Origin of the sequence: Gemmiger sp. An120 (genome assembly GCF_002160955.1) — a bacterium.
In the GTDB taxonomy this organism is placed as follows: Bacteria; Bacillota; Clostridia; order Oscillospirales; family Ruminococcaceae; genus Gemmiger_A; species Gemmiger_A avium.
In genome coordinates this window covers 69393-94570 of sequence record NZ_NFLN01000013.1, presented here as the reverse complement: position 1 = coordinate 94570, position 25178 = coordinate 69393, and the positions used below count along the sequence as shown (strand labels likewise).

Below are 25178 nucleotides of genomic sequence, written 5' to 3'. Positions count from 1 at the left end.
ACACAATCGCTTGCGTCCTGCGAATTACTTGTTTGGAATTTTTTTCAAGTGTTTCCTCACTTTAAAAGGGTTCCGTTCAAGCTTCGATATTGTTCAATTTTCAAGGTCCTGTGCGCCGCACCCTCTCGGGTGGGCAGCTCATTTATTATATCTCGCGAAGTGCTGTTTGTCAAGCACTTTTTTGAGATTTTTTTCGAGCCGCTTTTCAGCGCCGTGCCCCCTCAAAGGGTGCCCGATTATATTACCACTCCACCATCCGATTGTCAACACCTTTTTTCATGTTTTTCCATTTTTTTGGCCGGGCTTCTTAACTGCCCCCCCCACGACCGGTTTGCATACCTATATATAAAGGAAGCAGCACCAGCGGACCGGTGCTGCTTCCTTGCTGTATGTACTCAGTTATCCCCTCTGTGATATCGGATCTTCATATGCTCGGAGGCGTTCTTGAGGATCTGGCCCAGGGCCTTGTCCGACTCTTCCTTTACCATGTCGGCAATCTTGCGGTTGGCTTCCTTCAAAATCTCCACCGGCTCGTCCTGCCGGATCTTCTCGTCGTATTCGTAGAGCAGCTGCTGGCCGCGATTCATCACGGCGTTCACATACCGCTCGTCAAACAGCAGCGCATTGCCAAAATGGGCGTCGGTCAAAGCGGCAATCAGCCGGCTGTGCCAGTACATGCTGTCGGTGGAAACCGTTTCTGTGGTACCGCTCAGATATTTCGGGAACTCGGTCACATTGGCGTATACCGGGAAGCAGGCCGTAAAGCCGCTGCCGCCCATGGACAGCCACTCCACCCCCTGAATGGCCTCGGGCAGCCCGCCGCGGATCTGCATAATGCCGCAGACGTCGCTGTTGGGCACGCCGATGGTGCGGTACTTGCCCTTGCAGGCGGCGTTCTTGTCATAGGGATTATAGGGCGTTCCCTGGTAATAGGAGCCCAGCAGATACCGCACATCCTCCACCGTCACCTTGCGCTCCGGCACAAACGACCAGGGAATGTCGTTGCTCTCCGGGGTGAAGTCCGCGTTCTCTCCCTCCCACTTGTAGGTACGGGGCAGGAAATACCGGGCCATGAACCAGGCGCGGGGGGTGTTGTAGATATGGTCGGCGTCGGAATGAGAGCCGAAAGCCAGCCGCGGGTTGAACCCGGCGCCCGTATCCAGAGCCAGGCGGTACTTCTCCACGAACTCCCGCAGGTCTTGGGAACAAAGATTTTCCTTTTGTTCTCCGTAGGCGTCCGCAAAGTCAAAGTTATCCAGACCAAACTGGTTGGGCATCACCACCACCCGGTCATCCGGCACCCGGCGGGCGATCCAATGGTGGCCGCCGATGGTTTCCAGCCACCAGATCTCGTCGGCGTCCGCAAAGGCCATGCCGTTGGGCTCATAGGTGCCGTACTGCTCCAGCAGCGCGCCGGTGCGCAGCACGCCCTCCCGGGCAGAGTGAATATACGGCAGCACCAGGGTCACCAGGTCCTCTTCGCCAATACCGCCGGGGATCTCTTTGGTGCCGCGGCCTTTCTTTGCCTGGTATCGCACATAGGGGTCCGCGCCCACGACCCGGGCGTTGCTGGTGATCGTTTCGGTGGCGGTCATGGCCACGTTGGCCTCGTTGATACCGCAGGCGGGCCATACGCCGTTGGCCTTGGACACGTTGGGGCAGTCGGTATAGCGCAGGGCTTTTTCCGGGAGCGCAACGGTCAGATGCGACAGGACGGTCTTGTAGGAGGCCGCCCCCTCCCTGGCCGGATGAGACAAAACCCGCTTGGCTTCAAAGCCGCCGTCATCGTTGCGGGCAATGATCGTGGAGCCGTCATGGCTGGCTTTCTTGCCAACCAAAATTGTGGTGCAAGGCATATGGTTCTTCCTTTCTATATATAGTCAGAATCGACGGAAAAACTGTTTTTTCGCCCGTATGGGCTGCGTTTATCATAGCACGGGCCCCGCGCTATTTCCAGCCCCGGTTTACGCCTGTTCGTTTCAAAGCCAGGACACCCATCGGTGACAGCCCGCAATCCGGATAAAAAAACAGGGTGCAAGGACAAAATTGTCCTTGCACCCTGTTTGGCGGAGCAGCAGGGATTTGAACCCTGGCGGTGCTGTTAACACCCTACGAGATTTCGAGTCCTGTGCCGAAAAGGATTTCCCGGAAAAGGGCGGGTCAGAGCTGGTCGGTTCGTCCCCGGTTTTTCGGCGGTGTTAAGCCGTTTTCGAGGGGCCAAAGCCCGAAAAAATGGCTTTGGTAGGAATCAAATCGGAATCCCCCGTTTTGGCCCCGTTTGGCAAGATTTTTTGGAAAAATGCAAGATTTCATGCAAGATAATTGAGGGCCGTTTTGCCGAATGAACACTGGATTTTCGCCCCGCCGCCGGAAAACGATTTTCGCCAAATGCAAGATTTCGGGCCGATTTTGTGTAGTATTTTTCATGTTTTCAACAATTTGTATAGTTTCGGTGGAAAACGTGGTGGTTCTCCGGGTCCCAATTCAAAACAAAGGAGAACCGAAAAAATGAAGAAAAGCAATCTTTTTCAGGACACCCTGGAGCGGGAAATTCAGGACCTGCTGGCCCCCTATCCCGACCCCATGGGCCGCACCGACTTCCGCAAGGCCTGCCGCATCGGCACCCGCACCTCGCTCTACCTGCTGCAAAGCGGCCTGGTGCCCTGCGAGAACACCGGCAAGCAGACCCGCTGCTACAAGATCGCGAAGGCCGACGTGGCCGACTATCTGCGCCGCCGCCTGGCGGAGCCGGCGTATTACACCCCGCCCAGCGGCTGGTACAAGAACTACCCGAACCACAAGCCCCCGGCCTTCAGCCTGAACGGCGCGCTCGTCCTCACCGACGCCACACGCCAGCGGGTGCGCCGCTGGTACGAAAGGCTGCTGGCCCGCCAGCCCGACGTGCTCAACGCCCGCCAGATCGCCCGGGTCACCGGCTACGCTTCCCGTACCGTCAGCCGCTGGTGCACCGAGGGGAGGTTAAAGGCGTTCCCGTATCAACACACCTATAAGGTGCCCAAGGAGTGGCTGCTGGAGTTCCTCACCTCCGAGGACTACAACAGCATCACGAGAAAGAGCAAGGAGCACTACGCCATGATCGCCGCGGTGGCGCCGAAGCCGAGAAAGCCCAGGAAGAAACCGTAATTCGTACCTTTTAGATCTGCCCCTTTCCCGCCTGATTCCAAGTGTCGCCCGCCGGCGGACTGCCGCAGCACAGCGGCCAATGGGCCCACGGTGGATTCCTCCGGGTCTTGGCCTGTCACATCCGGGCAGAATCCCTATTGCTCCACCGCTGCATCCATGGCTTTCGCAAGTTCCGAAGGCTCCAGAGTGCCCTTCTCCTCCGCAAGCGTTCCTCAGGTGATGGCATTCCGGCGGGCGGGATCGACCACAAAGCTGATGTCTGCCATCTTTTCCAGCAGAGCGTCCGCGTCATGCTCCAGCTTATACTGTAATTCGTTCCGATAGAGTGGGATCACCTGATAGAAGTTGACCTCCTCGCCGCCGGGCAAAACGCAGACCTCGCCGCCTTCCCATACAACATCCTGAGGGCCCACCAGAACTGCGCCGCAGAGAGCCGTGTTCTCCGCAAAGGGCGATTGCTTGTCCATCGTGTGGCCAAAGCCCAGCCAGGTATCGCCGGAAATAGGCAGGCGGGCCAGCACTTTCAGGAGGCCAATGGGCCAGTACCACCGCTCCTCCTTCAGGGCTTCCTCATCCAGTTTCCATTCCGGCGGCAGCGCGATGGCCAGCTCCGCCCGCTCCAGCTTGTATTCCGCCAGTTCCTCCGGCACATGCATCCGGTGAGCCCCCATGCCCATCGTCACCAGTGTGTAATAGTCCCGCTCCTCCGTGGGAGGGACCACGCAGACGTCCACATGGATGTCGGGAGAAACCAATTCATGGAACACCTTCTCAAACTCACAAAAGGTGGTTTTGATGTGCTGCTCCACTGCCGACATTTCTTCTTCGGTATAAACCTCCGGCTGATTGTTTTCCGTCGAGGACCAGATAGCATCCACCTTTGTGCCGTCCGGATTCAGGAAAACCTGAAAATATTGATCCTCTCCCGGCTGCTGGTAGACAAGGCTGATACGGTAGTTCTGCTCCACAAACACCGCAATCAAGGTTCCCTCCGGCTCGCCTTCGGGAGTGTGGTTCAGCCATTCCCCGCTGTCCAGCCGTTCCTTGAACTGCCGCAACCAGTCTGTTCCCATCTTGGAGAGGCCGGCTTCGTTCATGCGGAAGGAGAGCTCCACCCCCTGTTCCTTCACCGGGTATTGGAATTCACAGCAGGGGGCATTCTTCTCATAGCCGCACCACTCCGGGCTGAACAACTCATAAAATGCGGCAAGGCCCGCTTCGTCCACCCGGATACAGGCCAGGGCGCGCTGCTTGTCATCCACATCCTGGCCCAGCCCCTGCTGGAGCATTTGATCGGCGCCAGGATCGATCCAATGGTACTCCATCTGTTCCAAAGTGGCGCCGGCCTTTACCTCTTTTTCCAGGGTCAGGAACTCATAGTCGCCCGGTTCCAGGGCCAGTCCCTGCGTCACAGCGTCCAGCGCGCCGGCTGTATCGCCAAAATGCGCCCGCAGCTTGCCCACCTGCAGCCAGATCCAGGGGTAGTCCGGTTCCTCCCGGGCGCCCTGCTCCGCATATTTCCGTGCTTCTTCCAGCCGGCCGCAGTACATCAGCGCCACAGAATACCGGTAGTACCAGGTGGCGCAGCCGGCGGCGTTTTTCTCCGAATCCTTCATCCACTCTGCCGCCTGGTAATAATGGATATAATCATCCAGATTGTTGCAGGCGAAGGCATACCAGAGGGCAATCTGCAGATCCTGGTGAGCCTGTTTTTCGGTGAACCGTCCTTCTTCCACGCCGTTTTTGATGAAATCCTCCAGCCATTGGAGCATTCTCCAGAAATAGCCGGAAACGCCCTCGTCAAAGGACCCCAGCGTTTCAATGTCCTCTTCTGAGAGCAAGGAGCCGGTTTCCTCGTGAACGGCAGGCGCCGGTTCCTCCTCTTCCAGCAGCGGCACACCGCCCACATCCCGCCGGAAGGCATGGAAGTGAGCGCAGGGCAGGCCGCTTTTTCCAAAGAAGGCCTGCGCCGCTGTCAGTACGGCGGGCAGATCCCAGGCGATGAAATCCAGATACCCGCAGTACAGGCCGGTGGCACCACCCAGGAAGGTCACAGCCTGTGCGCCCGCCTCCCCCAGGACGGCATCCCGCAGAGCATCCCGGAAGTCCAGAATGGCTTTGCTTCGCTCCTCGCCGGTAAAGCTTTCCAAGGGGTAGCAGAGGAACCCCGCCGCGATGCCATCTTTATGGTACTCGTCCACCATATCGCTGCGGGCGGCCATATAGTCGTTGATGAGCACCGGCAGGCGGCAGCTGCCGGCATAGACATCCAACCGCCAATCCGCATCCGGATCTTCCACCGGTTCCAGCTCATAGGTAAGATAGCTGTTTTCCAGATAGTCGCTGCCATCCCGCCAGAGCGGGAGCCCCATACCTTGCAGCAGTTCCGGCAGCGCGGTAAGGGGCATGGACGGCTCGTCTTTCGGCCGGGCACAGACGTCGATCCCGGCAACAAGCGCGATGTCGGAAACTTCCCCGATGGTTTGGTCCACCAGCATGGACAGCGCCCACCAGACCTTGTCTGTGTCCTCTTTCAAAAGCGGAATCAACTTCTCGCAGTAAAGGCCCAGGCTCACCCTCTGATCCTCTGTTTTCTCTGCCCACATCTGAACATCCTCGACCCGGATCTCTATCTCTCCGGTCCGAAGCAGAAAGCCCGGGGCGGGCTGGCGGCCCACCCGGATATTCCAATGGGCAAGCACCGGTTCCGGGGCCTGCTGCTGGAAATACACCAGCGGAAACAGACGGGATCGCAGGCCCTCCGGGCTGAGGATCAGTTCATATTTTTCCCCGTTGAATCCCAACTCGAAGGCGGTGTCGCTCAGCGCGATCTCCAGCGCCCGACTGCACAGTTCGATCAATTCCTCGCTCCGCTGGTGGCTTTTGTCTGTGTCCATGATCTGGCGCAGCGTCCCCTCGATGCGGGCAAAGGCCGCCCACGCCTCCCGGGTCCTTTCCCGGAAGTTCTTTGTAAACCGGGGCAGGGCCAAACGATGGCGGCAATCGTCTATGTATTCCTGGGTGTCCTTGTCTCCGGGGCGGGCTTCCAGCGCCTTTTCAAAGTAATGCAGGGCGGGGCCTTCCTCGTCCAGGTAATAATAGGCGCAGGCGATCCGGTAATTCCAGCAGTGATCGCCCGCAAAATGCTCCTCATGGGGCGCCAGAAGTTCCAGCGCCTTTTCATAAGGCTCCCGTTCTCCTGCATCGGCAACGGCGATATATGCCTTGGCCAGTTCGCTGTCCAGTTCCGGGGTGCGCCCCCCGGCGGGGATGGCCTCCAGAGTGTCGATCACCTTCTGAATTTCATTCTGGTCAAACCATTGCCGGCACTGTTGCAACAAATCCATATCCGTACCTCCGTGTTTTGACTTTCTATGCGGTCGTTGCTTTACTATAAATCATCATTCAAATATCCCAGTCTATGAAATCTTCACGGTTCAATACAAAGTGCTGATACAGGCACTTCAAATTTTCCTGTTCATCCCGTGAAAGCTTCGCTCCGTTTTCATACCGCAAAGTGTCGGCATACAGGATAAAACCATCCACTTTTCCTGATGAAGCCCGAAACTCACCATTTCCAATAATAGCAACATCGCCACATACAAATGTAACCGAAGAAGAAGTGGTATGGATTTTCATAATTGCTTCGATCATCTGGTAATATCACCTCTCATCTCCGGGCGATACCATTCTCCACCCGGATGTCTGCACCCGGATCACAGGACGAAAAACGTCATAGCCATTGTGTATTTCGTTATCCTCCCGGACCTCCGGTTTACGGTGGGGGGAACAGGGAAGATACCCAAGCAAAGGCCCCATGCCGCCGCAGATATTGCAGCCGCCGTCGCCACCGCAGGTGGTCAATGTTTTCCCGTCTACCAGCTCCCGTTTATAGGGGTCATAGGCAATAGACAGGCCAAAGAAGTTGGGCTGCTCCATATCGTATGGCTTGCCTTGATCTTCCTCGCTTTCAAAGTGGTGCAGATGCAGGGAGTAGTCCAGTCCATCCCCCCAGGGAAACAGGGTGCGGCATCCGCCCCCGCACAGATAGGCCCACTCATCCGGCGTGGGAAGGCTGGCTGCCAGTTCCCACAACAGGGACCGCTGAAACTCCGGGTAGGTCATGGGATGGCACAGCCACGCCCGCCAGCTGTCGCCATGGCGTTCAAAGCGGACGGTTTCGTGTATTTCAAAACTCCGGCCGTCCCGGCCGGCCCACTTCCGCAGACTCTCCAGCCAGTCCGGGTGGGCGGTGATACGGGGGTCGTTCATGGGCACGCTCTCCCAGCCGATCTCCTCCGGTTTTCTGCCCACAAACATGGGGCCGATGGTTGCCTGGCGTACCGGGGTCATGCCCTGCCGGAGAAATTCCTCCGCAGAGCCCGCATATTCGATCTCCGCGAAAAAATCCGCCAGTTCCTCCTGGTTGGCCTTGTCCATCCCTTGGGCAAAGCCCTCCCAGCCAAGGGTCACGGTATCGCCCGGGACAAAAACAAACTCCCGGCCGTCTTTTTCAAACAGGCCGGTGGTGCAGCTCTGCCCCCAGCGTGAAAAGGCGTACAGTTCCTTGAAGGCAAGTCCATAACGAGCCCCCAGGGTCTGCATCAGCCAGAGCTTATCGGACAGTTTCAATGCATCAAATTGTGGGCGAAATAAATTCTCGTTCATAACCGCGCACCTCACAGCATGTCTGCCTTGATGCCGCACCGTTCCAGAATCGGCAGCACCTGTTCCGGCTTGGAGGACATGAGAGTTATATGTTTGAGACTGGGGAACTGGCGCAGTTCCGCCTCGGTAATGGTGTTGAGATCAAAGGCGCCGTCCTCGCCATCCCAGAACGGGCAGAGCTGGGTATAAATTTCGCTGCCGCCGTCCATCCCAATTTCTGTGACTTCCGAAGCCAGCCGCTCCGGGATCGGGTATTGTTCCAGCCACTTCCGGATCTCAGGGATGGGTTCATACCCTTCCGCGTCCAGGTCGATCTTGCGTCGGCGATACTCTCTGGCAAACTCATGGGCATCCAGTTTCGGGGCCAGCAAGCCTTTTTCGTACATCAGCACTTCCATGACCGCCAGCTTGAAGTTGAATGTATCAAAGTGCAACACGGATTCCGTCGGCTTGGGCAGCTTGTATTTCTGCACTTTCGCCATCTTTTTCTCTGGCTCTTTCCAACTGATCTGTACCATAGCGGAGAGGGCTTCCAGCTTTGCTCTCTGCGCGGACCGCTCTTCCGGGACAGGGCCCGGCAGACGGGTATAAACGGTAAAGCCACCGAATTGCAGGGTATGGGCAACGCCGCCAAAGTCCTTCCAGCGGGCCTCCCGGTAGTCTTTGGACCCGATCCAGACCGCGCCGTCAAATGGCTGCCGCACCGCATACTCTCCCTGTGCCGCTACCCTGACGCCAAGGGTTTTGATGGTCTGCTCATCTTCATCCAACCAGCCTTGGAGTCCAAGCTCGTCCCACAAAGCAAGGGCCTGGGTATAGGGAGTTTCCCGACCTGTAATGGGGCTTTTCCTTGTTCCGTGTTGCAGGGCAATGCGGGCAGGTCCCAGTTTATCCGCCAGCTGCGAAAGGGTAAACGGCGGCGTGAACACCGACCCCAGGATGGTCAGGCTGTCTTTTTTGAGAATGATTTTTCGCTCCGTGGCCTTGGGCGGCAGAAAGATGGGCAGATCCGGGTACACTTCTTTGTACTCCCGCCATTCCAGCTTTTTGGGCTTATTGGCCGAGCGCAAAAAGCCCCAGAAGTCGGTGGGGTAACGGAACACCGGCCCGACCCCATCCCGCCGGGTGACAATGACCACCGTGCCGTCGGTGAGCATTCCGATGTGCTGCATTTTCTCCCCGCCGAACATTCCCGGACGGATGCGCAGCACTTCACGGGTGTTCCTATTGATAAGCTGGGCAAAGTCATCGGAGAGGATCTCGCCGTTTCCCTGCACCAGCAGCCAGTCTTCGGTAAACCAGCGAAGTTTCAGTCCCTCGCCCATTCCCGGCAGGGGGGCGATGCGGCACCGCCCGGTGTCCATGTCCAGGTCCAGCAGGCATTCTTCCATCCGCCCCTTGCCGCTTACGGCGTGGATCATGGCAATGCGGCCTGTGCCGGGAATGGGAACGGCCTCGGAGAGATGGTCGTATCCATTCAGCGAAAAGGCGTGTTTTGTTACCTTGCCCTTTTCCCAGCGGTAGATCTGCCCCTTGTACCACTCGTTGGAAAAGTAGACCCGGCCCAGCCCGTCCGCCACAATGCCGCAATGGTATTTGGTGCTCCATCCGTCTTCCGGCAGAGTCCAGTTTTTCACATCCTGGCAGGCGCCCCGGTCGGTCAGTTCGATCCGTGTAGCGTTGGTGGGATCCCCCACCCAGAGGGAATGGTCCGCCCAGCAAAGGGTGCGGGGCGGACCGTCGTACCCGATGGGGGACGGTTCGGCCCAGTTGAGGGTGGCCGGATCCTTGCTCAGCAACGCCCGGCCAATGATCCCGCTGCCGGCGGCCCTGGACGCGGCATAAAGTTCCTGTTCCGGGGAATAGGTAAGGCATCCAAGGTGCGGCAGGCTGTGGGCGCGGATCACCTTGGGCGGACGGCAGCGCAGGTCGGCCACACAGCCGTTTTTCCATTCCTCCGCGTCCCGGCTTTTCCACTCGCCCGCCGCGAAATCCCCTGCCAGCGAATTGAAGAAATACTCATACCCGTCCTGAAGGATATATTCCTCGCAGGGCATCTGCTTCCCGGGGTCCTGCTCCCTGGCATGGTCGCCCCATTTTCGCCCTTGCTGTTTCATCAGGTGGTAATATTGCCCTTGCTTTTTGCAGTAGCGTTCCCATTCGCTGCGTTCTTCCGCTGGGATCAAGGCAAGCAGATACTCGTCCTCATCGTCCAGGTTATACAGTGCCCAGCCGAAGGCAGACAGCTCTTGTCCCAGCGCTGCCGCTCCTTTTTCGTGGGATAGTTTCATATACTGGACACCGATGGCATCGAAGCGTTCATCCAGCAGCGCCGGGACCTGCGCGCTCCATTTTTCTCGCAGTTCCGCCAGAGTGTCCTGTATGGCTCCGTCAAATTTCAGAATGTCCAGCGCATCCTCTATGATTTGTTTGAACTCTGCCATAGGTAGTTTCTCCTTTTCCCAATTCCCACATCACAGCGACAGCCATGTGGTCAAAGCACTGAAAAATTACCAGTCCCGTTCCCGGATGGCCTCCTCCATGTCAATCGGGATACCGAACCACTCCAGAATGTAGGCCACAGTGACGCCGATGCAATCCCGGGCCACCGTTTCGATCTCGCTGTTGTTTTCGTAAAATTCATCCTGCAGATCGTTGATGCCGCAGACCGCTTCATCCAGCGTTTTCTGTATCACTTCGGTATCCGTTTCGCCGCTCTCCAGCAGGTCAATGACCTTTTGAAGTTCATCCTTTACCTTGTCTACCAGAAAAGTCGGATAGTAATTATCCTCATACATCTCGTCCAGCAGTTTGTAATTGGGGTCGAAGGTTTTCATTTTGTCTTTTCCTTTCTTCGCAGTTCACAGTTCAGGCACTTGCTTTCTTGCTATTTTTGTACTCACTCATCGCCAAACCGTTTGGCAGCGTCTTTGCCCAGCTCCAGAATCGCTTGTTCCCGTTTGACCCCATTGAGGGGGCAGTTGTTCCAGAATCGTCATTCATTTGCTCCTACCGAAAAATTTCTGAATACCGTTCCTTCAGTTCCTCCGGAGCGGCTTCCACCACTTTCTGGCCGCCCTTGGCGCTGGCTTTGCCCCAGATCACGTAGCAGACCGTTTCCCATGCGTATTGCAGCACTTCCTCCGGGCTGGCTTCTGTTTCTTCGGCGGGTTCCTCGTCCTCGTCATCATCGTCATCCTCGTCGGAGGAAAAACCGCTTGGAACGATCTCGAACAGGTGGATTTTTGCCTCCAGCAGAGCATCCAGGCTTTCTGCGTTTGCCATCCACGCGGCATAGTCCTTGGAATACTTCATGTTCTGCATGGACAGCACCCCACGGACAAATACAGGGACGGTATCGACGGTAAATCCGAACTGTTTCACATATTCCCGGATGAATTTTTCCTGTAAGTGGGAGTGCTCATCATCGCAGAGATCGAGATAATCCCATACCAGCTGCCGCCACTCTTGCCCCAGCATTCCCAGGGCGAACACGGCAAAACTTCCGGGGAGCGCGCACTGCTCATCGCTGAGATTGGTGTACTGCTCATATTGCCGCATGGCAAGCCGGGCGTACCGTTCCATCAGGGAGTGGAGGCCGGGGTACTGCACGGCACAGGCAAAGAGCTGGTTTATTCCCTTTTTGGGCAGGCCTGTGATAGGAAGATACCTCTTTTCCGGCCCTTTGAACTCCACCGCATAGCTGCGGGGAAAATCCTCCTGCTCCAGAACCTCACACAGGTAGTTCAGCACTTCACGGCAGCATTCCTCCGTGTTGTCCCCGGCAGTGATCCGGATCACGGCAAAGGCATCGTTGGCCGATGCGGTGAAGTGCTCTGTTTTTCTCTTTTGCAGAGAGATCGGTAGCCTGCCGGTTCCATGTTCCCGGAGCTTTTTCACCATATCAGGACGGACTTTCTCTACCAATCCAAAGAGGTAATTGGTGTCCAAATACTCAAAGTCCATACCATATACTTTATAGCTCACTGCCACATAGCAGGCGAAACGCAACAGCGGCTCCGGAACCTCCTCTGCACGGATACCTGGTTTCAGGGAGTACTCCCGATTCCAGCGGTGGTCATCTTTACGACCGGTCACGACAAAATACTTCTCCTGCAGCTCCCGTTCCAACAGGCCAAGTAAATAGTAATCAATTTCACCCCATCGGCTCTGGCGGCGCAGGTTTTCGCTGAAGGCGATGGCCTTTTCCGCATCCAAGGTTTCGGCCTGCTGCGCTTCGGTCCATTTTCTCACCAGAGCGTGCACCTCAAAGGGTGCGCCTTCGCTGCTGACCACTACCGGTGGCCAGAGGGAATCAAGCCGCGTGATCCTCCCGTCGATGGCGTCCTGGATGCACTGGTCAAAGAGCGGCTGCAGTTCCTCCTGTACCTCGGGCTTCATCCAGTAACAGCGTCCGTCCGCACTGTTTCGTTTTGGCAAATTCATATCAGCCTACCTCTTTCCAAACAATAAAAAATGTCCTGCGCCGCACTGTCACTTGGACAGGCTGACGCAGGGCGTGAAAAGGCCGCACAGAACCAGGACCTGTATCCCAAGGCTCTGTGCCCGACGATATTCTGCTGTCTTTCCCATCCGTTTGGACAGGGGTACCGATCTCTATCCATTTGCTTTTCTCTATCGCGCATCCTCTTTTACCCGCTCCATCTCGTCCACCAGAGCCCTGATCTGGAAATCCACCATGTCCTCCGACACTTCCGGGAACAGAAACGGCATGGTGTCGGGGACGGCCTTGTGCACCATCATCATGCTGAGGGCCAGATTGCCAAACAGCCGGGGATCCATACTTTCCACAGGGAGGCCAAAAATGGAAAGCAACTTCCCATAAAAACCGACCTGGTCCTGTCGGAAAGCCTGGAAATTCTCCTCGGAAAGGCATCGGCGTACCTGCTGCTCCTCCTCGATGGACAAGACAGCGACTCCACTTTTGGCTCCATAACAGCAGTTTTTTAGGAAGATTTCCACTCCCGCCCGCCAGCTGAGCCCGGGGTCCTCCATCAGGGACCTGGCATGGTCCAGCAGCTGGGGCTGCTGGTAGCGCAAAGCGTGAAGCACCAGTTCCTCCTTGGAGGAGAAGAAACTGTAGAAGAAGGTCTTGGAGATCCCTACTTCTCTGCACACAACATCAATACTGCTGTGGATCAAGCCCCGGTCCGCGATACACCGGATCATGGTGGCCATCAGGGCCTGCTTTACCTGTTCTCTCTCCTCATCGGAATACGCCTTTCTTGCCACAAGCCGTCACCGCCCTTTAAAATACAAAATATAAAAATAGTATTTATTTGTATTATAGCGAAACTGGCCTAAATTGCAAGACTGTTCCTTAAAAATACGCCGGGGGATGCAGTGTGCTGCTTTCGGGATGCCCACAGTTCCGATCAGAGTATCAACACACCTATAAGGTGCTGAAGAAGTGGCTGCTGGAGTTCCTCACCTCAGAGGACTACAACAGCATCACTAGAAAGAGCAAAGCCCACTACGCCATGATCGAGGCGGTAGCGTCGAAGCCCAGGAGGTCAAGGAAAACACCCAAGTAGCGGAGAAAAGGCACATATCCTGTTTTGGGATATGTGCCTTTTGGGGTCATCCGTTTTGCTACGAATTTCCTTCTCCCTGTTCATGGTGATCTTCACGAAAACAAAATTCCTCATTGATTTTGATGATCAAAACCATGATTTTTAAAAGCTCTGTATAATCCTGCTGTTGCCTGATTTCGTCTAAAATATACGATCCATGCGCGTATTTGTTTCGGAGCTGGTAACCATTGCTGTATTCCGCCTGATTCAGCATAAAATTCAGATACTGCTGTTCCGGCACCGAAAAGAGTGAGCTTTCGTAACGGATAAATCCTTGCCTCTGTAACTCTTCCAATGCGGTACTACAGTCGGAATAGTATCCGTTAACGATCACACTCTTATCATACAAATCCTTCAAAAGCCGCACTTTTTTCCAGGCGGGTATAACAACCCCTGTCGGGTCGATTGCCAACAGATTTCTTTGTATCAGCCACTGTAAATCTCGCTTTTGGAAGTTTGCGAAATCTTCCAGACGAACTGTTTCTTTGCGTAACAGTTCATACAGCGTTTCGTATTTATGCCCACAACTTTCTACCCACCCCAAAACAGACTGATTTGAGAACAGCAGAAATTGTGCCGTTGCGTTTTCGTCCCCAGTCGCATAGATATACTTGTTATCTCTCAAACTGGGAATTCTATCGATCTTTTCCGAACATGTTTCAAGTTCCAGCAGTTCGTGGTCGATTTTCCCGTCCTCACAATAAAGCTTATATTGTTTGAACACCCGCTCAATTTCCGTTGCCATCATTTTGGCCTTTTCCAGCACGCTTGCCTCTGGGGAGCATACCGGAAACGAGAAGTTCTCTACACCAAATTCTTCTTTCAAATAGATTTCAAAAAACCACTGCAATACCGCTTCGATCTCAATTCCCTGTTTTTTTAAGAAACCCCTGTACATGAGCATTTGCGTGTAAAAGAGAAGGGATCTTTGCTCAAACGCACAGCCGTATTTATATTCCTGTGGCCCATGAATCCCAATTATCTTTTCCATTTCGGACATTTCGGAAGGAATGGCCGGAAATTCGCTGCGAAACTGGAAGTCTACATAGCCAAACAAGTAGATAAAGTTATTCAGCAAAGTAGGGTAATCAAGATTTTCTAAAAACCAGCTTGTATTGTATTGAGCACAGAGATCGGTTCCTTTCCGGGAAAGGCACCCGGCTTCCACCGGGCAATCGGGTGTAAACTCTGCGCCGACGCTTGTCTCAACCCCCTGGTGGGTTTCAAAATGGTTTTTCCAAAACGCATCCAAGCGCTTTTGTGCGCGTTGCTTCAAACGAGGCGTTACCGGAAACTCTTTGTTGTTGGTGATTCTTCCGTTCAACAGGCTCTGCAGATAATTCATGTTGCAGTCATCTGAAGAAATGTATTTCTCCAGGATCTGCACTTTTTGCTCAGCACTTAATTCGCTTGGCAGAAAGCAAGGAGCTTTATCCAAGCCGAGATAGTGATCCAACAGCAGTTCCGCGCTCTGGGGATCGTCCAGCATATGCTCCGCCAGTTCCTGCCCATACTCGCGCACAACTTCCTTCTGCCGCAGGATATACGTGATCAACGGCTTCTGGGTTTTCAAAAAGAAGCGGAACGTTTCTTTCGATACCCTTCTATAGGTTTTGTGCCGTTCAAATTCTTCCCAAAAGTTGTCTCTGTACAGTTTTTCCGTGTTTTTATATGTCTCGATGAAATTCTTATCTTCCACAGTTTTCCAGAAGGCGCCGATCGTGGATGTATGGCCTGTCGCTTTTTGCGTCAGCTGGCGGAAATACTCTTCGCTCCAATCCGGGAGTTTTGCTCTGATTTGAAAAAGCTTTTGAATATTATATAGTTCCAGTGCACTGTTGATATCGCTGCACTGTGCGCCGCTTTCATATTCCGCCAGCACTTTTTCCGCACGCTCCAGGGCGCGGCCAATGCTCCGATCATCATCGCTGAAGTATTTTGCCCTTTTCATCAATCACTCACCACCTAAGCAGCCTATTATCCGACTAAACCTTGCACCACATCCAAAATTTGCTCATAGGTGATGTTCTGCGCGTAGCCGAACTGTTTCTGGTATTTGTTCCACATGGCGCGCAGCTCCGGGCTTTGCCGGATCGAATGCAGGATACCCGGCACATCCGCGATCTGTTCCACGGTGCCTCGGTGCCGGGATGTCACTCGCAAAGCTTCCGCAAACACGACCTTATCAAAGGGCTGCGTAGTCGCCAGTATATAGGCGTCATAAAAATCTCTCGGCCGAGTGTTGAACACGCCGCGCCGCAGAATGGTTTCCACCTTTTCCGCCAGAATAGTCTCCACGTTGTAGGCCCACAACTCGTAGCTCTTTTCTTCGTCAAAGATCTCAGTAAAACAGCAGGGCACTGCATGGGGCGTGATGGCATCACCGGTGGACACATCAATGCTCAGCGGAACGACCAGCGTTTCAAACCTTGCTGTCAGGGCGACCCGGTACCCGCCATAAGCATCGTCCTCCCGGATCGGCGAGATCACCCCCACCTCAAAGTTGACCATGTCCTCGGACGGCACTGCACAGATCTGCTCCAACGCGCTGCGGATGGCATCCGGCGTCAAAGGAAGATTTTTCAGCGTGGTGTCCAAATCCATCGTCGCCCGATTGTCCAGCCCTACCATGGCGGCCACCAGCATACCGCCCTTCAGCACAAACTTGTCTTTGTAGGGCGAAGCCGACAGCCGGACCAGCAGCCGCTCGAACATATAGTTTTGCAAAACCACCTGAGCGGGAATCTTTTTCTGCCTGGCAATGTTGCGGATCCTTGCCTTCAAACTCATGGCGTTGCTCATAAAAGCACCTCCAAATACCGGCGCAGAACAGAGGCAACGCGCATACGGGTCGCGTAGTCGTTGAGCCGGTTCAGGTCTTTTTTCGGGTCGGCCGCATACGCCTTCAGCGCCGCCAGAAACGTCTCCGTGCCCAGCCGGTTCCGGCTGCGGACACAGTCGCAGATCGTGCGCTCCAGGTCGTAGCAAGGGACGAGGTTCCCGGCGGGCGTGGGCCGCTCCGCTTTGCCCAATTCAAACAACTCCGGCTTGATGTAATACACCTTGCACTCCGCCTTGATCGTCGCCGAGGGAGCGTACCCCGAAGGCGCCGTCAATGTGTGTTCAAAGGGCGTTCTGTCGGAAATGCCGTGCAAGAACAAGGCGGTCTCGTGGGAGAAGATGATCTGTTTCGACCGCTTGCTGATGGACAACAGCTCGTCCTCCAAATCGTCCGGCAGGATGTACTGCCCTCTTGCAATGCGGTGGATCCTGTCTGCTTTGCACAGCTTACATAGCATCGCCTTGGAAACGCCATGCTGTGCAGCGAGTTTTGTCTGGATGATGCCGCCATTCTCTTTGGCAATCGCGCTAAGTTCCGCAATATAATCCATGAGGCTCATCCTCCTGTTAACTTTTACAACAATATCATACTTTATATTGCTATGTTAGTCAACTCTATCGTAGATTTCAGAAGTTTTCCCGTTTCGTAGATGAACACTGCGTTTGTGACCTGTCGCCGGAAAACAGAATTCGCCAAATAGAAGATTCGGGGGCAATTTTGTGTGGCATCCTTCCAGTATTCAACAATTTGTATAGATTTGGTTGAAAGTGCGGCGGTTTTCCTGGTCTAAATTTTCAGCAAAGGAGGGCCCAACAAAAGAGAAAATGGATTTCTTGCAGCATGTTCTGGAGCGGCAGATCTAGGACATGCCGGCCCGCCAGATCGCCCGCATCACCGGCTACGGCGCCCGCACCGTCAGCCACTGGTGCAACGAGGGCCGGCTCAGAGCCTTCTCCCACCAGCACACCTATAAGGTGCCCAAAGAATGGCTGCTGGCGTTCCTGACATCCGAGGACTACAACAGCATCACCCAGAAAAGCAAGGAGCACTACGCCACGATCGCCGCGGTGGGGAAAACGGCAGGAAAATAAAAGAATAAAACAGTACAGGGGCAAGCCTTTTGCTTAAGAAGGCTTGCCCCTATATTTTTCGATTCCCGTTGAATATTGCAGGGCTGGAATGAATGCTGAAAGGATAAAGAGAAGATGTGCGGCATTCCAATAATGATTGGTGTTCCCCCTCACAGGTAAAGCAAGCCCCTCCAGAATGCATACCGAGAGTGTGTGGATTGGCGGCTTGTAGCTGGCGTCTACCGGTTCCACAAGCGCCTTACAGGTTTTTAGGATAGCCACCGGGGCTTTAGGCCAGCAAGGGAAGAACGGATTGAGGTGATTGGATGTGGCCGCAGCAAGGCGGCAGGAATGCTTAGATGCGGTAAATTCAGAGTTGAATCAACTTCGCCAGGAGACTATAATCAAGAGCAAAAGCAACTTTATTTTGCCGCCCTCAGTACCAGAAATATTGATTTTTGAACGAGAATATGTTTTTTAGCGCATTATTGAACGTGAAATGTCTTTTGCCGATGCTGATAAAATCATTGTTCACGCATGGTTTGGTTTGCGCTGCGGCAGCAAAGCGGAAAGCTCCACGCTTATTATTCCTCAGACAGATTTGTTGTCGTGCGGTCTGATGGAGTAGTCTACTCTATGGGACATCTGGACTCTGGCGGAAAAAGCTGATGGAGGTGGCAAAAAGTATGGATTCTAATAGTTCCAAAGATCCTGTATTTCGGGAGTGGTACTGCCCCATCTATAAGCGTAAAATTGATGAGGGGCTTTGCTTTGAGATCGCCAACATTGGCTGCGACCTGCCGTTTCCTTTAGAGGATAAACCTCCTTGCGATAGCGAAGAAGCACTGAAGTACTGTAAGAACTGCCCACACTATGCCGAGTGGGATTAACTAATAAATAGTGAAGCATGATACAACAAGCGCCGTGCTTTTGATGCCCACCTTGGCTGAATGAGGCCTGGGCGGGCAATTTTTATATCAAACACCCCTGGGCCCGGAGCTACAAAAAGGGCGCTACAATAGGGGGCTGGCCCCACAAAAAGGACGGCGGTGAATAAAAGATACACAAGGGTGATTACTTTCCAACAATACACATTTGCGTTTACCGGAAGATTGAAAAGAATCACATTTTCGTGATATGCCATGAAGTAGTAAGACTTCGAAACAAGAAAGTAAACACGGCAGTCACATATAAAAAGCTGTTTCACTTTTATTAAATTTTCTGGTCTGGTTTTTAAGCACGTCTTGTCGTGCGGTTCCAAGAAAGATAGTTGCAGAAAAGGTTCCTCCCTTTGAAAAAGCAGGAATCTGCTTGCATCCGGCCCCCTGCTCCATTCGCAAAAAAGCAGGAACATTTCGGGCCTTACCACAAAAACTCATCAAACACGCCCTCATCTATGGTATAATTTATTTTAAATCCAGCCCCGTTCCGCAAAAACACAAACCTGTTGGAGTCGAACGATGCGCACAAGAACCGGAGCTTCACCATCCGTTGCTTTACAACATAAAAAAATGATACCGGCCGTGGAAGAGACCGCATCGGCAAACGAATGCGGTCCTTCCCGTGCGGCCTTTTTGCGCCTTGCGTCCGCCTGCCTGTACGGCAGTGCGACGCAGGGCGCTTTTTTATACTCCCAAAAGAGAGGATGACACGATGACAAAGGAAGAATTTCTGCGGCGCATGCAAGAGGATGAAACCTATGCGCCCGGCTGGCAGGCCATTGATGACGCTTTCGAAGCGCTGTATCCGGGGCAGCAGCCGGAACACTTCGGAACGCTTCTGCCGTCCAGGGCGGCTCTCGGCGGCGATGAGTATCTGGATGGCTTTTCGGTATACAGTTCACCAAAGGGCTACAAGCATCTGGTCACCTACGGGATGACCGTGCTCTATGGGGATGAAGAAGCATTCGGCGGCGAGTGGAACGGCTGGGGCTATGAGATGACCATCAAGTTGAAGGAAAAAGACACAGCGAACTGCATGTGGGCCATTGATATGCTGTCCAACCTGGCGCGGTACACCTATAAAACCCAGCGCTTTTTCCAGCCAAACCAGTTTATCCGGGGGAACGGGAGCTCCCTGCACGTCGGGTCGGATTCCCTCATCACCGCGCTTTTGCTGGTAAACGACACGGAAGCACAACCGCAGATGTCCGTATACGGCAAAACGGAGTTCCTTCAGCTTGTGGGCATCACCGAAGCGGAACTTGGGGCGGTCATGGAGGACAGGAACAATATTCCCGTGCTGCTCCGGCGTATGAAAGAGGACGGAAACGTCGATCTGGTCACCGATATGCAACGGCAGAAATCCTATTTTTGACTTTCCCCGCAACCTGGTCACAGAAAAACGCAAGGCTTTTATCCGAGCGAACAAAAACCGCCAAAGGAGGCATCACCATGGGACTTGATCTTTACGCAGGAACATTGACCCGGTATTATTCCCACAACTGGAAGACCGCCGTGCAGCAGTGGGCGGAGGCAAACGGCTACTCCTTCCAAAAGCTCGCCCCGGACGGAAGCCCTGTGGTAGAGGAGGAACTCACCCCCGAGGAGGTCCGCAGCATCCAGAGTGCTGTGGAACGCTGGCGGGATTCCCTGCTGGATGCCATCCGCCAGAACAAGGAGCAACCCTACGCTCCCTGGACGGAGGACAACGAAAAGCCCTACTACACCGACAAGCCGGACTGGGACGCTTTTGGCGCCATGCTGCTGGTGGCCGCCTGCCATACATACGGCGAGCCGGTGCCTCCCACCGTGAAAAAGGGCTGGGACTTCGGGGAGCATCCCCTGATCGCCCGCCTGGCGGCGGACAAGGAGCAGGTGTGGTCGCTCTTCCGCGGGGCCACCTGGTGGCTGCCGCTGCCGGACGCCTTTTTGTTCCAGGCGCCTCTGCCCACCGACGGCACCGCCGTCATCGGCACGGCAGGCGGGCTGCGGAAGGAGCTGGAGAAACTGAACCGGCTGGCGTGGCAGGCCGATGAAGATACCATCCTGCGCTGGGGCGAGACCGAGGGTTACCCCACAGACGGCGTGTACGGGCCGGACGGAAAAATCGACGCCGCCAGCCTGCAGGAGCACACCGAATACGACACCCAGTCGCTTGCCAAATTCGCCTTCTCCCTGTTCTGGCAGGCGGTGCGGTTCGCCGAGGAACAGCAGGTGTCCATCCTGCTGGATTTCTGACAGGACCCTGCCCGGAATGTTCCCGGTCCAAAGGAAAAGAAGGTGGTCGATTTGAAGAATTTCTCCATTCACGCCGACGGATTCACCTGGATCTGCGGCCCGCAGGACGATCCCGAGGATCTCTGCCTCCATGGCCACGTTACCGTGCAGATCGGCACGGCTGTGATGGAGTATGACGGGACCGTCAGTGCCACCGCGCTGTATCTTCTGAAAACCCTGACCGAGGATAAAATCATGTCGAAAGAAGACATTCAGATGGTCCCGTGCTGCGGCCATTTCCTGATCGCCAACAAGGACCTGTCCCAGGTGACGATATTGGGCTGCGACAGTGGTTTGGACTGGTCTGTTGTCCACGACGGCGGCGGGGTAAGGCTGATCCTCCCCTCCGGCGAGGAAACATGGGTGCCGTTCGGCGACTACAAGGCCGAAGTGATCCGCTTTGCCGATGCGGTGGAGGCCTTCTATCGTTCCTGCCGGCCAAAGCATCTCCCGGAGGACACCTTCGCGCGAAATGGATACATTGCCTTCTGGAACGAGTGGCACAGGCGTTATGCCGAAGCCGCAAGCTTGAAAGGATAAGGAGGAGAATCACCGATGAGCGAGCAAGTTTTTCAGCAAGACCCGGACGATAAAAAGGCCCCCCAGCCCGGCGGCCCGTACCTTGTTCAGATGCTGTTCAAAGAGCCGGTTCCCATGCCGGACAAGGAAAGCATGACCGCCGTGATGCAGCGGCATATCGGCGCGGTGGAATGTTTTGGGCGCGACAAAAAGATGACCGGCTTTTCCGCCCTGGACCACATTGCGGAGTTCAAGGAGGGCAAGGCCCCGGTGCAGCTGATGGTGATGGATTGCATCGAGTTCACCGGCAAGGGCATTGACGCCTTCCTCATGAGCCAGATGTGGGACTGCCGGAAAGACCGCGAGCGCATCCTCCGGGAGTGCAGGTATCAGGTGGTGGCCACCGACATGCTGGCCGGTGCCCTTCCGGCTCTGGAACGGACCAACCTGGACGCCGACTTTGTGGAGGCGCTGGCCGAGCTGTACCCCGCCTGCGAGGCGTTCTTCTTCCAGAACTGCGGCAAGCTGCTGCTGGCAGAGGATGTGCGCTCACACCAGATCGAGGGAGCGGACCGCTTCATCCGGTTTGGCGTCAATGTGCGCTTTTTCAACATTCAGGGAACCGAGGATAAGATTATCGACACGGTGGGCATGAGCACGCTGCTTTTGCCCGACCTCCAGTACCACTTCCGCGGCATGAACCCCAACTGGGTCGTCAACCACGCCTACAACGTGGCGTCGTATCTTCTGGAGTACGACAATCCCATTCAGGACGGGGAGACCATCGACGGCGTGGCGGATGGGCAGATGAGTCAGGAGATCCAATGGGTCTGCCGGTACGAAGACGCCTTGATCCAGCCGCCCCGGGCGGTGCTGGACATCAACATGGGAGAGTACGCCTCCGGCCGGCGCTGACGGGCTTTTCCGGTATGCGTGGCGACGCCGCGAGCTGTGTACTCCCTCCGGCTCATCTTTCTGCGAAAAGGCTAAAACAAGGGGAGAACATGACGGCTGGAAATCCACAACTGAAACCAGTACAACATGCGGGAAATCCATTGTACTGCACCTCCTCTCACCAATATATACAACGCACAATCCAAACGGTTCATTTGGCAGTGTATTAACATCTTGCATTCTGAATCCGGAGTTTGGGCACGAAAAAAGCCCTGTAAACGTGTGTTTACAGGGTCTTTCCGCCGTATAGATATTTTTCTGCCGGGTAATACCGAAATTTCAACCACAGGCGATCCTCCGCTGTGCGCCCATGGGTCTTTTCCACGATCTGGAGCGGGTCATAATCGGTGAGGCCCAGCGCCCGCAGTTCTTCCTTCACGTTCCCCCGTGTGGGCGGGAAGCATCGGCTTTTCAGAAACTCCTGGAAATCCTCCCAGCTGGGATCCTCCACCACCCCAAACGCCCGATGGAGAAGATCATCGGTGCGGTTTTGAATGTATACCTTCTGATGAAGGAAATCTACGTCGATCACCGTACAGGGCCGCCTCCCATACATGTAGGTCATCCGCAGGGTACAGCCCTTTTTGGGCTTGGGATTCAGATACCTGGACACCGTAGATCGGGAAGCATCAAACCGCTCGGCGACTTGCCGCACTGTGCAGCCTTCGGCCAGAATCATTTTCATGGCATCTACATCGGCAGGAGAGAACTTCTTTCGGCCAGTATCTCGACTATCCCTGTTCTTCTGTTCCGCAGCAGCTTTTTTCATCTTCCCATGTCCTTACACAACTTTTTGCCCTTTTGCATCAACGAGCGGATAAAGCTGTGTCATTTGAATGAAAGTCATCTTTCAACCATTCTCATCATCGAAAAAGTCGATGTCGAGTTGTTTGATCTGATAAACCGCCTGGGTGGAAACTCCCACGTTGTACTCGATCATCAGCTTGGCCAGCGCGTCACCGTCCACCAGGACCACCTTGGTCGTGTGCTGCTTTTTGGCGTACTCCCGAGCCTCTTTGGTGAATTGTGCCGTCGTGATAAACAGGCCCTTGCTGGCGCCCTGGCCGGCCAGCGCCCCCACAAACTTCTGAATTTCAGGTCTTCCGATCGAAGTGCTTCTGTCCCAGCGTTTTGCCTGAATGTAGATCATGCTGAAGCCAAGCTTGTCCTCGCGGATAATGCCGTCAATGCCTTCATCTCCGCTTTTTCCGACCACCTGCCCCGCATGCTCCACCGAGCCGCCATACCCCATATGTTCCAGCAGCTGAACCACAAGTCTCTCAAAAAAGCCTGGTTGCTGCCGCATGATTTCAGACAGGATGTCGCCCGCCAACGCCTGATTGATCTGCTGATACGCGGCATCCAATGCGTCCTGCGGGGTCTGGCCGCTCAAATCATCAGCGCCGGTGACGCTTTGCGGTTGCTGACCATTCCCCGAAGTAACCTGGGCACTTACAAACTGTTTGAAGGAGTCATATCGTTCCAGGTAGGCATTGTCCACAACAGGCGGATCGGCATCCACCACTTTCTTACCTTCCTCGGTGAGTTGATAGATCCCTCGTTTGGGGCTGATGACCAACCCGGCTTTTTTCAGGTAGGTAATCGTCCAACCGACGCGGTTGTCAAAAAGCCTCTGCCGGCCGCTGGGTAAGGGGATACTCCTCTCTTCATCAGTGACAGAAAAGCTTACAGCCATTTTGTCTCGTACATCTTTCGTACTGTGCTGCTGCATATCCCTCAGGCACGCCAAAAGAGACTTGTACATCGCATCGTATTTGGGAATGGCCATTCCGCTCACCTTTCCTTTATCATTGTTAGCCCATGTAAATCAAAGCAGATAAATCTTCCGCAGCATCGTGATCGCTTCTTCTTTGCTCATGTGCACCTTGATTTGAGGCAGCGCGATCTCCTCCTGTTCCATCGCGCGCAGAAATTCATCGATATGTCGCCGTATTCCCTCGCTGGTGTTTATATGGCTGTTCCCTGGAAGGATCCGCAGCAAGCGAAAAACGTCCAGCTTATGTTTGCGCAGGTCTCTGTCGTTTACATGTTGACCCTGAGCCTTTTGGTGAGTGAGATCCAGCCCTGTTACCACTTTATCTCCTCCAACAAACTTTCCAATTCTCCTTCCACCCGCTCGTCCGGATTCGCTTTTAGGGAACAGTACAGCGAAAGCATATCGACCTTTCCGTCTGCGGCAAACAGTTCCGGAGGATACTTCCACAATTCAAGTTCCACATAATTGCCTATATCCGGCAAGGGAAAAACTTCTGTGAGTTGACTGACCCACTTTTGCCTTTTGTCACAAGCGTATACTTCCGTGCGAGGCGCGTTCAGCATGGAATATTCCGAAAGGCAGGATTCCCCTGCAAGGAAAACGGAATCCGGCAGCTCCTTGTGCAAAACCAGCACCCGCTTCTGAACCGGATCGATCAGCAAATCCCGCACCGCTCGTTTTAGGGGTTCTCCACGAACCAGAGAGATTGGAGCTCGGATAGATTCTCCCTCCTGCAGCAGTTGGAAAAAAGATAACTGCTCCACCGCCCGGGTAATGCTTGTCTTGGAGAGGCCAAGCTTTTGCGCCAATTCGCTCTTGCTGATTTGCGGGGTATGTTCACGTTGATAGAACAGATACAGGAATACCATCTGCGTGGCCGCCTGCATCCTCTCAGGCACCACTTTTTCTTCCTTGGCCAGCTTTGCCTGCATCACGACCCCCAGAAAGGGAAGATAGACGCAGTTGGGCAAAAGGACAAAAGGGATACCTTTTTGTATCAGCGCTTCCCGCTGATAGAATGTAAGATGGGAGCACTGCAGCGCTACCGGCATTTCTGCGATGCTCTCGATTTTTTCACCTGAGCAGACAATTGCTGTGCGTTCAAGCGCCCTTCAAGCGAGAAAGTCACCAGGAGAAAATTTGTCTGGCCAACGCTTGCAACCCAAAATTCGCGGCCATGCCCCAGATATAAAGGGAGCGTATCTTTTTGCGTCCACAATGTAAGATGGGCCGGCATTCCCAGAAGCTGTTCCAGCCGTTTTTCCACAAGGGCACCCCCTTAGTCACATCTTTTTTAAATAGTAACATAATTTATGTTACTATTTAATAATTATGTTACTATTTGTACTATACAAATTCATAGTAAAGCGTCTCTGTAATACACCTGCATTT

The 25178-nt window shown here is 54.4% G+C and carries 23 protein-coding genes and 1 pseudogene; 7 read left to right on the top strand and 17 right to left on the bottom strand.

The features are described from left to right. Positions 1-395: 395 nt before the first annotated feature. Positions 396-1856, bottom strand: coding sequence for a C69 family dipeptidase (locus B5E65_RS11370; protein ID WP_087171879.1), 1461 nt, complete (start codon positions 1854-1856; stop codon positions 396-398). Between the two features lie 652 nt (positions 1857-2508). On the opposite strand from B5E65_RS11370, the gene B5E65_RS11365 reads away from it, so the two are divergent. Continuing rightward, positions 2509-3144, top strand: coding sequence for a MerR family transcriptional regulator (locus tag B5E65_RS11365; RefSeq protein ID WP_087171878.1), 636 nt, complete (start codon positions 2509-2511; stop codon positions 3142-3144). Between the two features lie 215 nt (positions 3145-3359). Here B5E65_RS11365 and B5E65_RS11360 read toward each other — a convergent pair. The 10 genes and pseudogenes from B5E65_RS11360 to B5E65_RS11315 all read right to left on the bottom strand — a co-directional run. Next, positions 3360-6491 (bottom strand): annotated as a pseudogene (locus B5E65_RS11360) (suppressor of fused domain protein); the annotation flags it as partial. A gap of 58 nt (positions 6492-6549) precedes the next feature. Then, a complete protein-coding gene (locus tag B5E65_RS11355; RefSeq protein ID WP_087171877.1) occupies positions 6550-6798 on the bottom strand; it encodes a hypothetical protein in 249 nt (82 codons plus the stop codon). Between the two features lie 9 nt (positions 6799-6807). Continuing rightward, on the bottom strand, positions 6808-7812 hold the full coding sequence (locus tag B5E65_RS11350) for a hypothetical protein (RefSeq protein ID WP_087171876.1): 1005 nt from the start codon (positions 7810-7812) through the stop codon (positions 6808-6810). A gap of 11 nt (positions 7813-7823) precedes the next feature. Then, positions 7824-10256 carry a DUF6892 domain-containing protein gene (locus tag B5E65_RS11345; protein WP_087171875.1) on the bottom strand — a complete coding sequence of 811 codons (2433 nt, stop codon included), beginning with the start codon at positions 10254-10256 and terminating at the stop codon, positions 7824-7826. 66 nt (positions 10257-10322) lie between these two features. Further along, on the bottom strand, positions 10323-10649 hold the full coding sequence (locus tag B5E65_RS11340) for a DUF5713 family protein (protein ID WP_087171874.1): 327 nt from the start codon (positions 10647-10649) through the stop codon (positions 10323-10325). Positions 10650-10821: 172 nt separating this feature from the next. Next, a complete protein-coding gene (locus B5E65_RS11335; protein ID WP_164488811.1) occupies positions 10822-12258 on the bottom strand; it encodes a DUF6138 family protein in 1437 nt (478 codons plus the stop codon). 189 nt (positions 12259-12447) lie between these two features. After that, complete coding sequence (locus B5E65_RS11330) at positions 12448-13065, bottom strand: TetR/AcrR family transcriptional regulator (RefSeq protein ID WP_143403016.1); 618 nt, start codon at positions 13063-13065, stop codon at positions 12448-12450. Positions 13066-13425: 360 nt separating this feature from the next. After that, positions 13426-15357 carry a hypothetical protein gene (locus B5E65_RS11325; protein ID WP_087171872.1) on the bottom strand — a complete coding sequence of 644 codons (1932 nt, stop codon included), beginning with the start codon at positions 15355-15357 and terminating at the stop codon, positions 13426-13428. Between the two features lie 26 nt (positions 15358-15383). After that, positions 15384-16208 carry a nucleotidyl transferase AbiEii/AbiGii toxin family protein gene (locus B5E65_RS11320; RefSeq protein ID WP_242957541.1) on the bottom strand — a complete coding sequence of 275 codons (825 nt, stop codon included), beginning with the start codon at positions 16206-16208 and terminating at the stop codon, positions 15384-15386. After that, a complete protein-coding gene (locus tag B5E65_RS11315; protein ID WP_087171871.1) occupies positions 16205-16798 on the bottom strand; it encodes a type IV toxin-antitoxin system AbiEi family antitoxin domain-containing protein in 594 nt (197 codons plus the stop codon). The genes B5E65_RS11320 and B5E65_RS11315 overlap by 4 nt, the downstream gene beginning before the upstream one ends. 316 nt (positions 16799-17114) lie before the next feature. On the opposite strand from B5E65_RS11315, the gene B5E65_RS11310 reads away from it, so the two are divergent. Both B5E65_RS11310 and B5E65_RS16065 read left to right on the top strand, forming a co-directional pair. Further along, positions 17115-17339, top strand: coding sequence for a helix-turn-helix domain-containing protein (locus tag B5E65_RS11310; RefSeq protein ID WP_087171870.1), 225 nt, complete (start codon positions 17115-17117; stop codon positions 17337-17339). A 665-nt stretch (positions 17340-18004) separates the two neighbouring features. Then, complete coding sequence (locus B5E65_RS16065) at positions 18005-18208, top strand: hypothetical protein (RefSeq protein WP_143403015.1); 204 nt, start codon at positions 18005-18007, stop codon at positions 18206-18208. 294 nt (positions 18209-18502) lie between these two features. Here B5E65_RS16065 and B5E65_RS16060 read toward each other — a convergent pair whose 3' ends face one another. Then, on the bottom strand, positions 18503-18697 hold the full coding sequence (locus B5E65_RS16060; protein WP_143403014.1) for a hypothetical protein: 195 nt from the start codon (positions 18695-18697) through the stop codon (positions 18503-18505). Positions 18698-18971: 274 nt separating this feature from the next. On the opposite strand from B5E65_RS16060, the gene B5E65_RS11305 reads away from it, so the two are divergent. The 4 genes from B5E65_RS11305 (at position 18972) to B5E65_RS11290 (ending at position 21970) form a co-directional block, all read left to right on the top strand. Then, positions 18972-19634, top strand: a complete 663-nt coding sequence (locus B5E65_RS11305) for a suppressor of fused domain protein (RefSeq protein WP_087171869.1) — start codon at positions 18972-18974, stop codon at positions 19632-19634. A gap of 77 nt (positions 19635-19711) precedes the next feature. Then, positions 19712-20497 (top strand): hypothetical protein, encoded by a 786-nt coding sequence (locus tag B5E65_RS11300; RefSeq protein ID WP_087171868.1) that lies wholly within the window; start codon positions 19712-19714, stop codon positions 20495-20497. A 42-nt stretch (positions 20498-20539) separates the two neighbouring features. Then, positions 20540-21076: a hypothetical protein gene (locus B5E65_RS11295; protein WP_242957540.1), complete on the top strand. Its 537-nt coding sequence runs from the start codon at positions 20540-20542 to the stop codon at positions 21074-21076. A 15-nt stretch (positions 21077-21091) separates the two neighbouring features. Then, positions 21092-21970, top strand: a complete 879-nt coding sequence (locus tag B5E65_RS11290) for a DUF4261 domain-containing protein (RefSeq protein ID WP_087171867.1) — start codon at positions 21092-21094, stop codon at positions 21968-21970. Positions 21971-22235: 265 nt separating this feature from the next. Here the strand turns inward: B5E65_RS11290 and B5E65_RS11285 are convergent, their stop codons facing one another. The 5 genes from B5E65_RS11285 to B5E65_RS16050 form a co-directional block, all read right to left on the bottom strand. After that, complete coding sequence (locus tag B5E65_RS11285; RefSeq protein WP_087171866.1) at positions 22236-22778, bottom strand: helix-turn-helix domain-containing protein; 543 nt, start codon at positions 22776-22778, stop codon at positions 22236-22238. 81 nt (positions 22779-22859) lie between these two features. Next, entirely contained in the window at positions 22860-23798 is a 939-nt protein-coding gene (locus tag B5E65_RS11280; protein WP_087171865.1) for a restriction endonuclease, read from the bottom strand. Between the two features lie 39 nt (positions 23799-23837). After that, positions 23838-24104, bottom strand: coding sequence for a hypothetical protein (locus B5E65_RS11275; RefSeq protein ID WP_087171864.1), 267 nt, complete (start codon positions 24102-24104; stop codon positions 23838-23840). Further along, on the bottom strand, positions 24098-24838 hold the full coding sequence (locus B5E65_RS11270; protein ID WP_087171863.1) for a helix-turn-helix domain-containing protein: 741 nt from the start codon (positions 24836-24838) through the stop codon (positions 24098-24100). The genes B5E65_RS11275 and B5E65_RS11270 overlap by 7 nt, the downstream gene beginning before the upstream one ends. After that, complete coding sequence (locus B5E65_RS16050; protein WP_143403012.1) at positions 24829-25053, bottom strand: hypothetical protein; 225 nt, start codon at positions 25051-25053, stop codon at positions 24829-24831. The genes B5E65_RS11270 and B5E65_RS16050 overlap by 10 nt, the downstream gene beginning before the upstream one ends. Between the last annotated feature and the right edge of the window lie 125 nt (positions 25054-25178).

Coding starts and splice junctions, on each gene's coding strand:
- B5E65_RS11310 (WP_087171870.1), top strand. CDS start 17,115: ATGCCGGCCCGCCAGATCGCCCGCATCACCGGCTACGGCGCCCGCACC.
- B5E65_RS11355 (WP_087171877.1), bottom strand. CDS start 6,798: ATGATCGAAGCAATTATGAAAATCCATACCACTTCTTCTTCGGTTACA.
- B5E65_RS11280 (WP_087171865.1), bottom strand. CDS start 23,798: ATGGCCATTCCCAAATACGATGCGATGTACAAGTCTCTTTTGGCGTGC.
- B5E65_RS11285 (WP_087171866.1), bottom strand. CDS start 22,778: ATGAAAAAAGCTGCTGCGGAACAGAAGAACAGGGATAGTCGAGATACT.
- B5E65_RS11350 (WP_087171876.1), bottom strand. CDS start 7,812: ATGAACGAGAATTTATTTCGCCCACAATTTGATGCATTGAAACTGTCC.
- B5E65_RS11325 (WP_087171872.1), bottom strand. CDS start 15,357: ATGAAAAGGGCAAAATACTTCAGCGATGATGATCGGAGCATTGGCCGC.
- B5E65_RS16060 (WP_143403014.1), bottom strand. CDS start 18,697: ATGAGTTTTTGTGGTAAGGCCCGAAATGTTCCTGCTTTTTTGCGAATG.
- B5E65_RS11270 (WP_087171863.1), bottom strand. CDS start 24,838: ATGCCGGTAGCGCTGCAGTGCTCCCATCTTACATTCTATCAGCGGGAA.
- B5E65_RS11335 (WP_164488811.1), bottom strand. CDS start 12,258: ATGAATTTGCCAAAACGAAACAGTGCGGACGGACGCTGTTACTGGATG.
- B5E65_RS11345 (WP_087171875.1), bottom strand. CDS start 10,256: ATGGCAGAGTTCAAACAAATCATAGAGGATGCGCTGGACATTCTGAAA.
- B5E65_RS11320 (WP_242957541.1), bottom strand. CDS start 16,208: ATGAGCAACGCCATGAGTTTGAAGGCAAGGATCCGCAACATTGCCAGG.
- B5E65_RS11340 (WP_087171874.1), bottom strand. CDS start 10,649: ATGAAAACCTTCGACCCCAATTACAAACTGCTGGACGAGATGTATGAG.
- B5E65_RS11365 (WP_087171878.1), top strand. CDS start 2,509: ATGAAGAAAAGCAATCTTTTTCAGGACACCCTGGAGCGGGAAATTCAG.
- B5E65_RS11305 (WP_087171869.1), top strand. CDS start 18,972: ATGACAAAGGAAGAATTTCTGCGGCGCATGCAAGAGGATGAAACCTAT.
- B5E65_RS11300 (WP_087171868.1), top strand. CDS start 19,712: ATGGGACTTGATCTTTACGCAGGAACATTGACCCGGTATTATTCCCAC.
- B5E65_RS11315 (WP_087171871.1), bottom strand. CDS start 16,798: ATGGATTATATTGCGGAACTTAGCGCGATTGCCAAAGAGAATGGCGGC.
- B5E65_RS16065 (WP_143403015.1), top strand. CDS start 18,005: ATGGATTCTAATAGTTCCAAAGATCCTGTATTTCGGGAGTGGTACTGC.
- B5E65_RS11370 (WP_087171879.1), bottom strand. CDS start 1,856: ATGCCTTGCACCACAATTTTGGTTGGCAAGAAAGCCAGCCATGACGGC.
- B5E65_RS11290 (WP_087171867.1), top strand. CDS start 21,092: ATGAGCGAGCAAGTTTTTCAGCAAGACCCGGACGATAAAAAGGCCCCC.